Here is a 14302-nt window from a genome sequence, read left to right on the forward strand (position 1 = left end):
CGTTTCCTATTTTCCAGTCTTTTCAAGGCGAAGAGGTTTCTCAAGAGCCCATTCGATAGCGTTTGCTAGAAGCGTTGCACCGTAGGTCGTCATAATTGATTCAGGGTGGAATTGGAATCCACACACCTTGTCTTGTTCTTGAACCACAGACATCACCAAATCATCGACTTCAGCTGTCACCGTTAGGCTATCAGATACATGCGTTGCCACTAAAGAGTGATAGCGAGCGATAGCCAGTGGCGAAGGTAAGCCTTGGTAAGTCGCATGGTTTTGGTGTTCCATCATCGACACCTTACCATGAATGATTTCGCCAGCGCCTGCAACGGTGCCGCCATAGGCTTCAACAATCGCTTGGTGGCCTAAGCAAATACCAATCATTGGCACTTTACCTTTTAGAAGCTGAATCAGCTCTGGCATACAGCCCGCATCTGCTGGAGCGCCAGGGCCTGGTGAAAGCAGTGCAACAGGGTTGTCTAGTTCGTTGATCGCCGCTTCAACTACTTTTGCAGGAATGTTGTTACGGTAAATTTTTACGCTGTGACCTAATGAACGAAATTGGTCTACAAGGTTGTAAGTGAACGAGTCGAAGTTATCGATGAATACAATATCAGCCATGATTACGACTCCTTCTTATTTGTTAGGTTCTTAGTATGAGCTGCTTGAATCGCTGAGATAACCGCTTGTGCTTTGCCGCGAGTTTCATCGGCTTCTGCTTGTGGGTCTGAATCGAATACCACACCAGCGCCAGCTTGTACTTGTGCTACGCTATCTTCAACGTAAGCAGAGCGAATTACGATACAAGTATCTAGAGTCCCTTCACCGGTTAGATAACCGACTGCACCACCGTAGCTACCACGACGCGTTTTTTCTACGTCTCGAATAAGCTGCATTGCGCGGATTTTTGGTGCGCCCGTTAGCGTGCCCATGTTCATACAAGCTTGGTAAGCGTGCAGAGCATCTAAGTCTTCACGGAGCTGACCAACAACACGAGAAACCAAGTGCATTACATGGCTGTAGCGGTCTACTTTCAGTAAGTCTGCTACGTGGCGAGTGCCAGCTTCGGCAATACGTGCCACATCGTTACGCGCTAGGTCAACTAGCATCATGTGCTCGGCGTTTTCTTTCTTGTCGGTACGCAGTTCAAGCTCGATACGGCTGTCTAGGTCGAAATCGATTTGACCGTCAGGGCGCTTACCACGACGACGAGTACCAGCAATCGGGTAGATCTCGATTTGGTTGGTTTCTGTCTCGTATTTCAGCGCGCTTTCTGGAGATGCACCGAACAGAGTAAACAGCTCGTCTTGCATGTAGAACATGTAAGGGCTTGGGTTGCTTTGTTTGAGTTCTTTATAAGCCGCCAGTGGGGCAGGGCAAGGTAGAGTGAAGCGGCGTGAAGGTACCACTTGGAATACATCGCCTTTAACTACGTACTCTTTTAAATCACGAACCGTTTGGCAGAAGTCTTCATCTGAAACGCTAGGTACAGCTTCAACGTTGTCTAACGGCGTTACTTCAGTGATGGCTTTCAGGGACTGACACTGAGTTTGAATGTCGGCTAGACGGTCAGTTAATTGCGCTTTGATGTTGTCATCTTGAGCAAATAAGCTCGCGTGAAGTAGGCCTTCGTTCTCTTGATGATCGAAACGCAATAGCGTTTCAGCTACGTAGAATACAAAGTCAGGACAATTGTTGGTTGCTTCAGCATCACCTAGTGGCTCAAAGTTTGCCACGATGTCGTAAGCGAATAAGCCCGCCATGAATAATGCGTGTTTGTTATCCGCGTCTTGCTCAAAGCTGTGCTGAACCAAACGCAGTGCATCGAATGAAGAGGCTTCTCTTAAACGTGAGTCTTCGTCTAATTCGTTGCTTGGTTCGATAAAAGTCAGCGTCAAAACGTTATCAGTAAGGTCAGATTTAATTTCTGCTTTCACGTTTTGAGTGAGATGTTCGATAAGCGCTTGACCGTTTTCAGTCAATGCTTGAAAGGTTACTTCATGTCCGCGACATACGATGCGAACAGCAGAGTCGATAAGGAGTAGGCTTGTCAGGTTCTGTTTAGATTCAATCTCGGCAGATTCCAACAAAAGACTATCAGTTTTGTTTTCACACAAAGTATGAAAAACGCTGGTTGGATCTTGCGAGTAAGGAACTGAGGAATTGATGACCTCAATGGTTCCCAGTTTTTTGATTTCAATGGCCTTGTTCACAAGACCTCCTTTATGATTCTTTAAATTTCCTGCCGTACATAGTCGCATAAAGATACCTTTCACCCAATCTAGAATATGGTCAATTCGATGATTTGTTAGTCAGTTGAATGTGAGATGTTCGACAAATTAAAAAGCCCGCTATTAAAGCGGGCTTAGTGATAACTTTTTTATAAACAAACTGTTTAATTAGAAGTACACGTTAGCCCACCAAGAACTTGTCCAAGTGCGCCACCAATTAAGCTCTGAACTTGCTTCTACTGAAGAAAGTTCTAAAACTTTATCTTTATGGTTTTGGTTAAATTCTTGTAACATGGTGAACCTATCAAATGTGATACTTCGTATTTGTGTACTAGTTAACTAGTTTTCCGCTTGCGGGTCAAGTGTGTTGACACAAATATAACGATAAAAATTGAAAACAATGAAAAAGAATATATGAGAATTGATCTACATAGTCATACAACAGCCTCAGATGGCCGACTTACTCCACCTGAGCTAATTGACCGAGCGCTTGGCTTTAACATCGAAGCGCTAGCGATTACAGATCATGACACGACTGATGGGCTTGCTGAAGCACGCAGCTACATTGCGGATAACAACCTTCCTATTCAGTTGATAAACGGCATTGAGATTTCGACTGTTTGGCAAAACAAAGATATCCATATTGTTGGGTTAAACGTTGATCCTGAGTCACCAGAACTCAAAGCGCTCATTGAACAACAGAAGCAACACCGTATTGGGCGTGCTGAGATGATCGCTCACCGTCTTGAGAAAGCGACTCGTGAAGGGGTGTTAGAAGAAGTTAAATTGATTGCGGGTGATGCACCAATCACTCGCGCTCACTTTGCTAAGTGGCTAGTCGACAATGGCTATGCGAAAACTATGCAGCAGGTGTTTAAAAAGTTTCTTACTCGTAATAACCCAGGTTATGTGCCGCCAACTTGGTGTTCAATGAGTGATGCTGTCACGGCTATTCATGCTGCTGGTGGACAAGCCGTACTCGCTCACCCTGGGCGATATGGACTTACAGCCAAGTGGGTTAAGCGCCTGCTAGCGGCATTTGTTGAAGCGAAAGGGGATGCGATGGAAGTAGCTCAACCTCAGCAAGCGCAACAAGAAAGACGCACACTCGCGGATTATGCTATACAATACAAACTATTAGCCTCCCAAGGCAGTGATTTCCATTACCCATCTCCGTGGATGGAACTTGGACGCAATCTCTGGCTACCTTCTGGGGTCGAAGAAGTATGGAAAGATTGGGAGTTTCAAACGGTTTCACCATCTGAATAGTCTTTAGGTGAGCCAGCTCCTTCTGATGATAGAGTCGAGAGATTCGATAACGAGGATCAACAATGAGCCAGTTTTTTTATGTACACCCAGATAACCCACAAGCACGCTTAATTACTCAAGCGGTTGCGATTATTCGCAATGGCGGCGTTGTGGTTTATCCAACAGATTCCGGTTATGCGCTGGGCTGTCAGCTTGAAAACAAACAAGCACTTGAACGTATCTGTAAAATTCGTCGCATCGATGACAAGCACAATTTCACCTTGTTATGTCGTGATCTTTCTGAGTTATCACTGTATGCACGCGTTGATAACGTGGCTTTCCGTCTGCTGAAAGCACACACGCCAGGTGCTTACACGTTTATCTTTAAAGCAACTAAAGAAGTGCCAAAGCGTTTGATGAACGCCAAGCGTAAAACGATTGGTATTCGTGTCCCAGACAACAAGATTGCACTCGACCTGTTGGAAGCGATGGGCGAACCACTGATGTCGACGTCTCTGATTCTTCCGGGTAACGAGACTACAGAGTCGGATCCAGAAGAAATTCGTGACAGCCTAGAGCATGCGGTTGATGTGATTTTGAATGGCGGTTACTTAGGTGAGCAACCGACGACCGTTATTGACTTCAGTGACGATGATGCCGTGGTTCTACGTCGTGGTGCTGGCGATCCTGCGCCGTTTGAATAATCGCTTTACTGATTAACAGTCTGTAACGATACAGCAAACCTGCCACAGTAAATAACAAGTGCTTTTTGGCAGGTTATTTGCGATAATACGCGACCGCGATTTGGTCGCGAAAAATTCATTCGACGTCTGTGAAGACGACAATTAGGTAGAAAAGAGTAAATGAGCGAAAAATTACAGAAGGTTTTAGCGCGAGCTGGTCACGGTTCTCGTCGTGAACTAGAAGGTTTAATCAAATCTGGTCGTGTAAGTGTTAACGGTCAAGTTGCGAAACTGGGCGAGCGTCTTGAAGACGAGAACTCAGTGATCCGTATCGATGGCCATACTGTTTCAGGCAAGGCTTCTGAAGAAGTGGTTTGTCGTGTACTTGCTTACTACAAACCTGAAGGTGAGCTTTGTACTCGTCACGACCCTGAAGGCCGCCGTACTGTTTTCGATCGTCTACCTAAGATCCGTGGTTCTCGTTGGATTTCAGTTGGTCGTCTTGATGCAAACACATCAGGCCTTTTGCTTTTCACTACTGATGGTGAGCTTGCAAACCGTCTAATGCACCCAAGCCGTCAGGTTGAGCGTGAGTACCTAGTACGTGTATTCGGTGAAGTGACTGAGCAAAAAGTTAAAAACGTTACTCGTGGTGTACAACTAGAAGACGGCATGGCTCGTTTTGAAGATGTTGTTTACGCTGGTGGTGAAGGTATGAACCATACTTTCTACGTAGCGATTAACGAAGGTCGTAACCGTGAAGTTCGTCGTCTTTGGGAATCTCAAGAAACGACAGTAAGCCGCCTGAAACGTGTACGTTACGGTGATATCTACCTTGATAAGAAACTGCCTCGTGGCGGTTGGAAAGAGCTAGATCTTCAAGAAGTTAACTACCTGCGTGAGCTTGTTGAGCTTAAGCCTGAGAAAGAGACACTGTTGGATCTTGATCCTTCAAACACTTCTCGTAAGCGTGAGCGTTCTCGTAGCCAAAAAATTCGTCGTGCTGTTAAACGTCACGAAGAGCGTGCAAACGCACCAAAAGGCCGTAGCAACCAAACTAAGCGTAAGAAGCCTGCAACTCGCGGTACTACAACACCTGATTCAGGTCGTAGCGCTCCAGCTGCAAACAAAGGCAAACCTCAGGCTAACAAAAGTAAGCCTAAACTGAACAACGGTCGTCCGGCTAAACCAGCTAAGCCAAGAACACGTCAGTAATTACGTAATTTATTGCGCGTAAAGCTTCATTAGCTAAAAGCACTGAATACTAAAAAACCTGCTCATTGAGCAGGTTTTTTTACGTCTAGAAGAAATAAAAGATTCGGGATGCGAGTAATCGAGTATCGAAAACATACTGCCATAATCGGCAGTAAGCATGCTCTTCGCATCTCTTATCTCGTTCTATTTACTTATGATTCGAGAAGTTATCGCCTTTCGCTAATCGGTCGTAAAGCACTACATTCACTGATGCTGCTAGGTTCATGCAGCCGTTGGTCGGAACGTAAATCGTCTCACGACAGAAATCTGTGATCTCTTTCTTTAGCGTGCCATCTTCTGGGCCAAAAATGTAAAACGCGCGTGGTGGGTGCTTGTAATCAGGTAGAGGCTTAGCACCTTCAATCAGATCAACAGCAACCGGCACGCAGCCTACTGGAATAATATCTTTCAGCTCTTCAACACCAATCAAAGGCAGGGCTAAGTGCTTTTCTTTGGTGTCGGTATGGAATTTTCGCGCATGGTCGTAGCGTGTGCCAGTGTAAAACACAGAGTTGGCGCCGTAGCAGCCAGCTGCTCGCATCACTGAGCCTACGTTTTCTGGCGTCTTTGGGTTAACTAGGCCAATGCAGGCATAGCCTTTTGATTGTGTGTCTGTTTTTGCTTTGGTCATAATCAGTGAATCTAACGTTGATGATGAAAGTGATGAATCACGATGGAAAATAGCGTGATAAAAATAGCCGAGCAATGGGCTCGGCTAACTTTTAACTCGCTTACATGAATACTTGTTTACTCATGCAGATGAGCGTCAACAGCGGTATTAGTCGCGTTTCCACAGCATGTGACAGAACTTATGTTCTGGATCACGGCTGATTAACATGCGAGCAAATACGTCGTCTAGAACGTCATCAGCTTCATTCACAAGACCAATGCGCACTTCAGCGTAGATCTCTTTGTCGACTTCAAAGCCAACATGTTCAACCCAATCATCGCCAGTTTCAACAAGCTCTGCTGCGCCACGATCTTCAAACTGAGCAGTGAAAAGAATCACGTCTGCAGGCTCTAGGTTGTCAGGTGCCATCTCTAGGAAGATGTCGTATGCAGTGTCAATTGCGTCGTCATAAGACATTAGGTCGTTAGCTTCGGTCATAATAAGTATCTTAGCTTGCGCGGTTCATGTATTTACGTTCAGCAGTGTTTACTACTACTTTGTCGCCAGTCGCGATGTATTCAGGTACTTGAATAGTAAGACCTGTAGAAAGACGAGCAGGCTTAGTACGAGCAGACGCTGATGCACCTTTGATTGAAGGATCAGTCTCTTCGATAACTAGTTCAACAGATGTTGGTAGCTCAAGCGTTGCAGCGTTGCCGTCGATAAGGATCGCGTACATGCCTTGAGTTTCTTCGTTGATGAACAGTAGTTCGTCTTCGATAGTCTCACCGTTGAAGATGAATTGTGTGTAATCTTCGTTGTCCATGAAGATGTACTCGTTGCCATCAACGTAAGAGAACATTACTGCACGCTTAGTTACGTCAATAGTTTCAACAATTTCGTCAGCCTTGTGGCGAACTTCAGTTTTAACGCCAGTTGCTACATCGTTACCACGGAAGCGGTAAATCTTTTGGCCGCCACGGCCGCCTGGTGTTGTTACTTCGATATCTTTAACGATCACTGTTTTGCTTTCTACTGTGATAGCAAAACCTTTTTTAATTTCACTTGCTCTAGGCATTTTGTGTTTGTCCTTAGTGGGTCTATCCGCTGATTATATCTCGGAGATGCTATAAATAGGAATAGCTTGAATCATAAAGTCACCTAGGCGATCATAGAGTTATAGTTAAATCATTATTTTATTTACCGAAACGACCTATGCAGCTACCCGTTATTGACCCAACACAGCCTTTTCAACCTGAATTTCAACCTGTGGTTAACGATCTGATTACCTTTCTAAAAGGTGGGTTAGGATCTAATCTGCACAGTATTTATATTTATGGCAGTGTGGCTCGTAAGCAAGCCGTCTTCGGTCGCTCCAATCTAGATGTGGTTGTGGTGACCCATCGACCGTTTCCTGACCAACGAACCACTTTGTTGAACACCATCAAATGGCGTTTCCAAAAGAGCTTCCCGCAGGTAACTCAAGTGGCGATAAAAACTACCTTAGTGAGTGAGATAGTCGATTTCGACAATATCTTCACTTGGGGTTTTATGCTCAAGCATTTAGCCGTGTGTGTGCATGGTGAAGACTTATCAGACTGCTATGGTGATTTTGAAACAAGTTGGGAAATCGCTAAGCACTGGAATATGGATGCGGAAAACTGGTTGGCGGTGTATCGCAACAAGATCGCACGAGCGACAACGCCAGAACAACAAGTCGCTGCGCAGGTGATTATTGCCAAGAAGCTTCTACGGGCGAGTTACTCACTGGTGATGTACCGCGATAAATATTGGTACGATGATCCTGTTGAATGTGGCCAACAGTTCTTGAAGTATCACCCAGGTCGAGAAGTCGAAATCCAAAGGTTGGGCATTTTACTTTCTGGTCGACCAATCCCTAAACGTTCGGTGATCGGTATTCTTGATGGCTTTGGTGAGTGGTTGATTAAGCAGTATCAGAAAACCGAGTTCAGAATCGGATAGAGATTTATAACCGATCCATTGATACTAAAAAGCAGAGTGTGCTGAAGAACATATCTCTGCTTTTTTCGTTTTAAGAGCATATTGAATATAGTGCTAGAACAAACCCAACTGCTGCCCACTAACTCTTTCAAAGTCTAAACCGATGAAGGGCAGTATTGCCTCTGCGACCGGTTTAATCTGCTTGTCGATATAGTGCTGATAATCGATACCACTCTTTAAATACTCCTTGGGCTCAGGGCCACTCAGAGTAATCAAATACTCAATGCGTCCTTTATTTTGGTATTGAAGAGGGCGCCCTAACTGAGCATTGATCTCATCGGCCATACGAGCTGCGCGAACCTGCGGCGGAATGTTCTTTTGGTATTCATGTAATTTGCGGCGTAAGCGCTTTTGATACACCAATAAATCATCATGTTTGCCAGCAGAGGTTTCATCAACAAACTGTCTGACGTAGTCGGTTGGATCTTGATCGTGAAACACCATCTCATACAAGGTTTGTTGGAATTGCTGTGCGAGAGGTGTCCAATCGGTGCGTGCACTCTCAAGCCCTTTAAATATGATCTTTTCTTTATCGCCTTGAGTGATTAATCCGGCATAACGTTTCTTCGAGCCGGTTTCTGAACCTCTAATGGTCGGCATTAGAAACTTGCGATAGTGAGTCTCGTATTCCAATTCGAGTATTGAGGTTAGGTTGTGGGTCTCTTTTAAATGATTCGTCCACCAATCGTTGATGTAAGCGACCAGTGTGTTCCCGATCTCGTCTGCTTTTTGCTGATCATAACTGCCGTTCAGAGACACGAAGGTTGAATCGGTATCACCGTAAATCACTTGATAGCCTTTGTCTTCGATCAGAACCTTGGTTTGCTTCATGATCTCATGTCCACGCATGGTAATTGAAGACGCTAACCGGGTATCGAAGAAACGACAACCAGACGAACCCAACACACCATAAAACGAGTTCATGATGATCTTAATCGCTTGAGAGAACGCTTTCTCGTTGTTCTTTTTGGCCACATCACGTGCAGCCCATAGGTTTTCGATCATCTCTGGCAGAAAGTGTTTAGAGCGGTGGAATTGCCCACCGCGAAAACCATCAACCGCTTGGTTTTCGTCTGGACCTAGTTCCAGTTTCAATCCTTCAATAAGCCCCATAGGGTCAATCAAAAACGAACGAATGATGGACGGGTATAGGCTTTTAAAATCGAGTACCAGAACCGAGTCGTACAGATTGGGAATTGAATCCATCACATAACCGCCGGGGCTCGCAATCCAATTCTCTGGCTCTAAGTTCGGTGCGACATAACCCGCTCTGTGGATTTGAGGCAGATATAAGTTAGTAAAGGCCGCAACAGAGCCACCAACGCGATCCAGCTCAACACCGGTTAATCGAGAGCGCTCAATCGCGAAGTCGAGTAGGTGAGTGTGCTCGAAGATGCTGTTTACCAGTACGCAGTCTTGAAGGTTGTACTTAGCGAGTGAGGGTTTATCGAACTTAAACATTCGGTTTATCTCATCCATACGGTCATGAACGTTATGGATGTCTTTGCCTTCCCCAAGCAGCTCTTGCGATACCGACTCAAGAGACCAAGAACGGAAGTGGTAGGTCGCTGTCTTGAGCATATCAATACCATCCAAGACAACGCGCCCCGGAATCGTGATAAAACCTTGCTGATTTTGAGCAGAACTGCGGAAAAAGCTCGGTTGGTTGTCTCTGCCGATGTTGAGCTTCACTTCGTTCCATTCTGAACGTTTGTGCAGCAGCCTAAAATCGAAGTCGATAACATTCCAGCCAATGATGATGTCAGGATCAAATTCAGAGAACCAAGCTATCATGGCTTCAAGTAGCGCTTTCTCGTTGGCAACCCATTGGATATTGGTTTCAGCTTGTTGTGCTTCGCCGACCATGATTACTCGGCTGTCCATCGGGCTGTCTAGGCCAATTGAATAAAGCACGCCTTTTTCCGAACACTCAATATCAAGCGAGACCACAGATAGACTGGGTAAGTAATCACCTGCTCGGCATTTTGCGTTTGAGACTCGACGATGCTGATTTTTTTGCACAGCAGATCCGGTGAACTCAATACTTCCCTTGATAAAACGTTCCATCAAGAATCGATCGGCGAGTCGAATATCGCTTTCAAAGGTTTGGATTTCTTCGTTGTGAAAGGCTTGCGCTAAACCAAAGCTGCTTCTCGACAGTGAGGTGTAACACGCGGCGAGAGGTGTTTGCTCGAATGTGGCTAATTCTAGAGGCTTAAATTGGCAATCGATCGACTCTTTCGCTGCGATTGCCTGACATGCCTCAACGTCAGATTGAGCGACAAAAAATACCGGTTTTTCATTTTGAATCGTCAGCAGAGTAGGGCCTTGAGGGGTGCTTAACCACAAGTCGATTTGTGTGCGCCCTGAAAAATCTCTTGCTTGTCTTGTGAGTACAAAGCCTTGCTGAATATCCAATGTAGTAACCTATTGAAATGGGGAATCGAATACTACCATCTAGCGACCTTCTGCGCACAAAAGGCAGTAAAAATACTAACTAAATTCTAGTTAGTAGAGGCAAATAACGGGACTCTATAAGCAAATAAGTGAAATTGTCGCGAATGGTTATTCAATGGTATTGAAAATATCTTTATCTTATGTAATTTTATTGGGTGTTGTTTTAACTGGTTGATTTTTAGAAAAAGCTTGTTGTTTTAGTTAGCTTATTTGTTAATAAGTACTTGCTAAAGTTCGTGTTTCAGCACATATTCAACAGAGCTTTTTTTTAGTAATTAAGTTAAGATGTACTCAATGCTGCGATCCACTGTTCCTTTGTTCAATTGTTTCAAACAGATGAAATGACACAGTGGTTGCAGAGCCAATTAATAGTGTGGAGATACAAGTTTGATAAATGTTTTCCTTGTAGATGATCACGAGCTGGTTCGCACAGGGATACGACGTATTATTGAAGACGTCCGTGGAATGAACGTAGCAGGGGAAGCTGAAAGCGGTGAAGATGCTGCAAAATGGTGTCGTACTAACAATACTGACGTTATTTTGATGGATATGAATATGCCTGGTATTGGTGGCTTAGAAGCAACCAAGAAGATCTTGCGTTTCAACCCTGATGTTAAAATCATCGTTTTAACTGTTCATACGGAAAATCCGTTTCCAACTAAAGTGATGCAAGCTGGAGCTGCTGGTTACCTTACTAAAGGGGCTGGTCCGGATGAAATGGTAAATGCAATTCGAGTGGTTAATAGTGGCCAACGATACATTTCACCAGAAATTGCGCAGCAGATGGCTTTGAGCCAATTCTCGCCTGCGTCTGAAAATCCATTCGCAGACTTATCTGAACGTGAACTTCAAATCATGATGATGATTACCAAAGGTCAGAAAGTGACGGATATTTCAGAACAACTCAATCTAAGTCCTAAAACAGTCAACAGTTACCGCTACCGCTTGTTCAGTAAGCTGGATATCAGTGGCGATGTAGAGCTGACGCATTTAGCGATTAGACATGGAATGTTAGACACTGAGACCCTTTAACACTGAGATCGTATAGTGACCAACTTGTTTGACTCAGTCTCATTCCTCAAGACAGTAACAGAGCAGCCCGGCGTTTATCGAATGTATAACGCCGAGGCTGCCGTTATTTACGTCGGTAAAGCTAAGAACCTCAAAAAACGCCTTTCCAGTTATTTCCGTAAAAAAGTCGACAGTGAAAAAACACGCGCTCTAGTTAGTAATATTGACAAGATCGATGTCACTGTAACGCACACGGAAACAGAAGCGCTCATTCTTGAGCACAACTACATCAAGCAGTACTTGCCTAAATACAACGTACTTTTGCGTGATGATAAGTCGTACCCTTATATTTTTATTAGCGGTCACAAGCATCCTCGTTTGTCGATACACCGTGGTGCTAAGAAGAAAAAGGGCGAATACTTTGGTCCTTACCCTGATTCCGGCGCTGTGCGTGAGACGCTACACCTAATCCAAAAGATTTTCCCTGCCCGCCAGTGTGAAGATACGGTTTATGCCAACAGAACACGTCCATGTTTGATGTATCAGATTGGCCGTTGTGCTGCGCCATGTGTTAGCTCAATCATCTCTGATGAAGAGTACAGCGAGCTTATCGACTATGTTCGTCTGTTCCTGCAAGGAAAGGATAAATTAGTCCTTGAGACGCTCATCGAAAAGATGGACAAGGCAAGCCGTGAGCTTCGTTTTGAACAAGCTGCCGCTTTCCGTGATCAAATCCAAGCGATTCGACGTGTGCAAGAACAACAATACGTATCTGACGATTCAATGGAAGATATGGACGTGTTGGGATTTGCTCAAGAGAATGGCGTAGCGTGTATTCATATCTTGATGATTCGCCAAGGCAAGGTTTTAGGCAGTAGAAGCCATTTCCCTAAAATTCCCAACAATACGGTGCGAGAAGAGGTCTTTTCGAGCTTTTTAAGCCAATACTATCTTGCGCATAATGAAGCGAGAACCATCCCAACCCGTTTGATTCTCAATGCCGATTTGATGGAAGATGTCACACCGATTCAAGAAGCCTTGTGTGAAGTAGCGGGTCGTAAGATTCACTTCAATACCAACCCTTCAGGTACTCGAGGTCGTTACCTTAAATTGTCTAATACCAATGCATTGACGGCTATTACCACCAAGATTAATCACAAGATGACGATTAATCAGCGCTTCAAAGAGCTCCAAGAAGTGCTGTCGATGGATGCTATCAAGCGCATGGAATGTTTTGATATCAGTCATACCATGGGTGAAAGCACGATTGCGTCGTGTGTGGTGTTCAATCAAGAAGGCCCGGTTAAACCAGAGTACCGTCGTTACAACATCACCGGCATTACAGGTGGCGATGATTATGCAGCGATGGCTCAGGCGCTTGAGAGACGTTATTCGAAGCAACTCGATGTCGACAAGATCCCAGACATCATCTTTATCGATGGTGGTAAAGGTCAGCTAAACCGCGCTCATGAGATCATTTCTCAATATTGGGGTGATTGGCCGTTTAGACCAAGAATGATGGGTATTGCGAAAGGCGTGACGCGTAAACCGGGTTTAGAAACTTTGGTAACCCTTGAAGGTGAAGAGTTTAATTTACCTAGCGATGCACCAGCGCTGCATCTTATCCAGCACATTCGTGATGAGAGCCATAATCATGCGATTGCAGGGCACAGGGCGAAACGTGGTAAAACGCGCAGAACCAGTGCTTTGGAAGGAATTGAAGGGGTAGGACCTAAACGTCGTCAAGTTTTGCTGAAATATATGGGTGGCTTACAAGAACTTAAGCGTGCAACTGTCGAAGAAATAGCCAAAGTGCCGGGCATTAGTCATTCTTTGGCAGAAAACATTTATCAAGCATTGAAACAATAGTAAAAATCCCGCACCATTAAAGCGCAATTAATAAGAGCCCAATAATATGCGTTTGAATATACCTAACATTTTGTCCTTACTGAGACTATTTTTGATCCCAGTATTCGTTGTCGTTTTCTATCTACCTTATCAATGGGCTCCTTTCGCTGCTGCGATGGTGTTTTGGGTAGCCGGTTTCACTGATTGGCTAGATGGCATGCTAGCTCGTAAGTTAGGGCAAACGTCTCGCTTCGGTGCCTTCATTGACCCTGTGGCTGACAAAGTGTTGGTCGCTACGGCTCTTATCCTGATTACAGAGCATTACCACTCTATTTGGATAACTATTCCAGCCGTGACCATGATTGCTCGTGAGATCATCATTTCAGCGCTTCGTGAATGGATGGCTGAAATCGGTAAACGCGCAAGTGTTGCGGTATCTTGGGTTGGTAAAGTAAAAACGGTTTCTCAGATGTTCGCCCTTTGGGTACTTATCTGGCGCTATGACGATTGGATGGTGTGGGTAGGTTACATTGCACTGTATGTCGCCACCGTTCTTACTTACTGGTCAATGGCACAATACTTGATGGCTGCCAAAGACGATTTGTTAGACGAAAAACATCATTGATGAAGAAGCGAGCTGAGGCTCGCTTTTTTGATCTTTAACCTAAGGTTAAGTTATCAATAGTGGATATCTAATGTGATATAGATCTCCTTTGAATAACCCGCTCACAGTGTGTTTTGAACATAAAGTCAGCTATTTGGCCTGTTTCGTATGAAATCTATTCAAACGAATTAAAAATACAAAAATAATATTGACTCAATCGTCTGAATCCGTAGAATGCATCCCGTACCCAAGAGGATGGCAATGAGCGATTCGATTGGAGTTACTAAGGCGCCTTGGCAGAGTGGCTATGCAGCGGATTGCAAATCCGTGGACCTCGGTT

The 14302-nt window shown here is 44.7% G+C and carries 14 protein-coding genes and 1 other annotated feature; of the genes, 7 read left to right on the forward strand and 7 right to left on the reverse strand.

Annotation, left to right across the window (positions count from 1 at the left end; all coding sequences use genetic code 11):
* Positions 1–6: 6 nt before the first annotated feature.
* From AB6F11_RS13685 to AB6F11_RS13695, 3 genes are all read right to left on the reverse strand, one after another.
* On the reverse strand, positions 7–615 hold the full coding sequence (locus AB6F11_RS13685; protein WP_017063544.1) for an aminodeoxychorismate/anthranilate synthase component II: 609 nt from the start codon (positions 613–615) through the stop codon (positions 7–9).
* Between the two features lie 2 nt (positions 616–617).
* On the reverse strand, positions 618–2207 hold the full coding sequence (locus AB6F11_RS13690; RefSeq protein ID WP_102393392.1) for an anthranilate synthase component 1: 1590 nt from the start codon (positions 2205–2207) through the stop codon (positions 618–620).
* Positions 2208–2332: 125 nt separating this feature from the next.
* Positions 2333–2447, reverse strand: a sequence feature (Trp leader region).
* Positions 2394–2519 carry a trp operon leader peptide gene (locus AB6F11_RS13695; RefSeq protein WP_009848753.1) on the reverse strand — a complete coding sequence of 42 codons (126 nt, stop codon included), beginning with the start codon at positions 2517–2519 and terminating at the stop codon, positions 2394–2396. Its footprint overlaps the feature before it by 54 nt.
* A gap of 120 nt (positions 2520–2639) precedes the next feature.
* Between AB6F11_RS13695 and rnm the strand changes: the two genes are divergently transcribed.
* From rnm to rluB, 3 genes are all read left to right on the forward strand, one after another.
* The gene (gene rnm / locus AB6F11_RS13700; protein WP_017061496.1) at positions 2640–3494 is read left to right on the forward strand and encodes an RNase RNM; all 855 of its coding nucleotides are present in this window, start codon (positions 2640–2642) and stop codon (positions 3492–3494) included.
* Between the two features lie 62 nt (positions 3495–3556).
* Entirely contained in the window at positions 3557–4177 is a 621-nt protein-coding gene (locus AB6F11_RS13705) for an L-threonylcarbamoyladenylate synthase (protein ID WP_009848751.1), read from the forward strand.
* Between the two features lie 159 nt (positions 4178–4336).
* The gene (gene rluB / locus AB6F11_RS13710) at positions 4337–5371 is read left to right on the forward strand and encodes a 23S rRNA pseudouridine(2605) synthase RluB (RefSeq protein ID WP_017055112.1); all 1035 of its coding nucleotides are present in this window, start codon (positions 4337–4339) and stop codon (positions 5369–5371) included.
* Between the two features lie 187 nt (positions 5372–5558).
* Here rluB and AB6F11_RS13715 read toward each other — a convergent pair whose 3' ends face one another.
* The 3 genes from AB6F11_RS13715 to yeiP all read right to left on the reverse strand — a co-directional run bounded on the left by AB6F11_RS13715 (position 5559) and on the right by yeiP (position 7098).
* Positions 5559–6041 (reverse strand): RNA methyltransferase, encoded by a 483-nt coding sequence (locus AB6F11_RS13715; RefSeq protein ID WP_017061495.1) that lies wholly within the window; start codon positions 6039–6041, stop codon positions 5559–5561.
* 147 nt (positions 6042–6188) lie between these two features.
* The gene (locus AB6F11_RS13720; RefSeq protein ID WP_004741258.1) at positions 6189–6518 is read right to left on the reverse strand and encodes an HI1450 family dsDNA-mimic protein; all 330 of its coding nucleotides are present in this window, start codon (positions 6516–6518) and stop codon (positions 6189–6191) included.
* 10 nt (positions 6519–6528) lie between these two features.
* A complete protein-coding gene (gene yeiP / locus AB6F11_RS13725) occupies positions 6529–7098 on the reverse strand; it encodes an elongation factor P-like protein YeiP (protein ID WP_017055115.1) in 570 nt (189 codons plus the stop codon).
* Positions 7099–7235: 137 nt separating this feature from the next.
* Between yeiP and AB6F11_RS13730 the strand changes: the two genes are divergently transcribed.
* Entirely contained in the window at positions 7236–8003 is a 768-nt protein-coding gene (locus tag AB6F11_RS13730) for a nucleotidyltransferase (protein WP_102393393.1), read from the forward strand.
* A gap of 93 nt (positions 8004–8096) precedes the next feature.
* Here the strand turns inward: AB6F11_RS13730 and AB6F11_RS13735 are convergent, their stop codons facing one another.
* Entirely contained in the window at positions 8097–10460 is a 2364-nt protein-coding gene (locus AB6F11_RS13735) for a DNA polymerase II (protein WP_102393394.1), read from the reverse strand.
* A gap of 426 nt (positions 10461–10886) precedes the next feature.
* Between AB6F11_RS13735 and uvrY the strand changes: the two genes are divergently transcribed.
* Genes uvrY through pgsA form a run of 3 tightly spaced genes read left to right on the forward strand, consistent with a single transcriptional unit; the run spans position 10887 to position 13983 of the window.
* Positions 10887–11531: a UvrY/SirA/GacA family response regulator transcription factor gene (gene uvrY / locus AB6F11_RS13740; protein ID WP_004729778.1), complete on the forward strand. Its 645-nt coding sequence runs from the start codon at positions 10887–10889 to the stop codon at positions 11529–11531.
* A gap of 15 nt (positions 11532–11546) precedes the next feature.
* Positions 11547–13379 carry an excinuclease ABC subunit UvrC gene (uvrC, locus tag AB6F11_RS13745; RefSeq protein ID WP_104216169.1) on the forward strand — a complete coding sequence of 611 codons (1833 nt, stop codon included), beginning with the start codon at positions 11547–11549 and terminating at the stop codon, positions 13377–13379.
* A 46-nt stretch (positions 13380–13425) separates the two neighbouring features.
* Entirely contained in the window at positions 13426–13983 is a 558-nt protein-coding gene (pgsA, locus tag AB6F11_RS13750; RefSeq protein WP_017061490.1) for a CDP-diacylglycerol--glycerol-3-phosphate 3-phosphatidyltransferase, read from the forward strand.
* Positions 13984–14302 lie beyond the last annotated feature (319 nt).

Source organism: Vibrio sp. 10N.247.311.14 (assembly GCF_041467715.1).
GTDB lineage: Bacteria > Pseudomonadota > Gammaproteobacteria > Enterobacterales > Vibrionaceae > Vibrio > Vibrio crassostreae_C.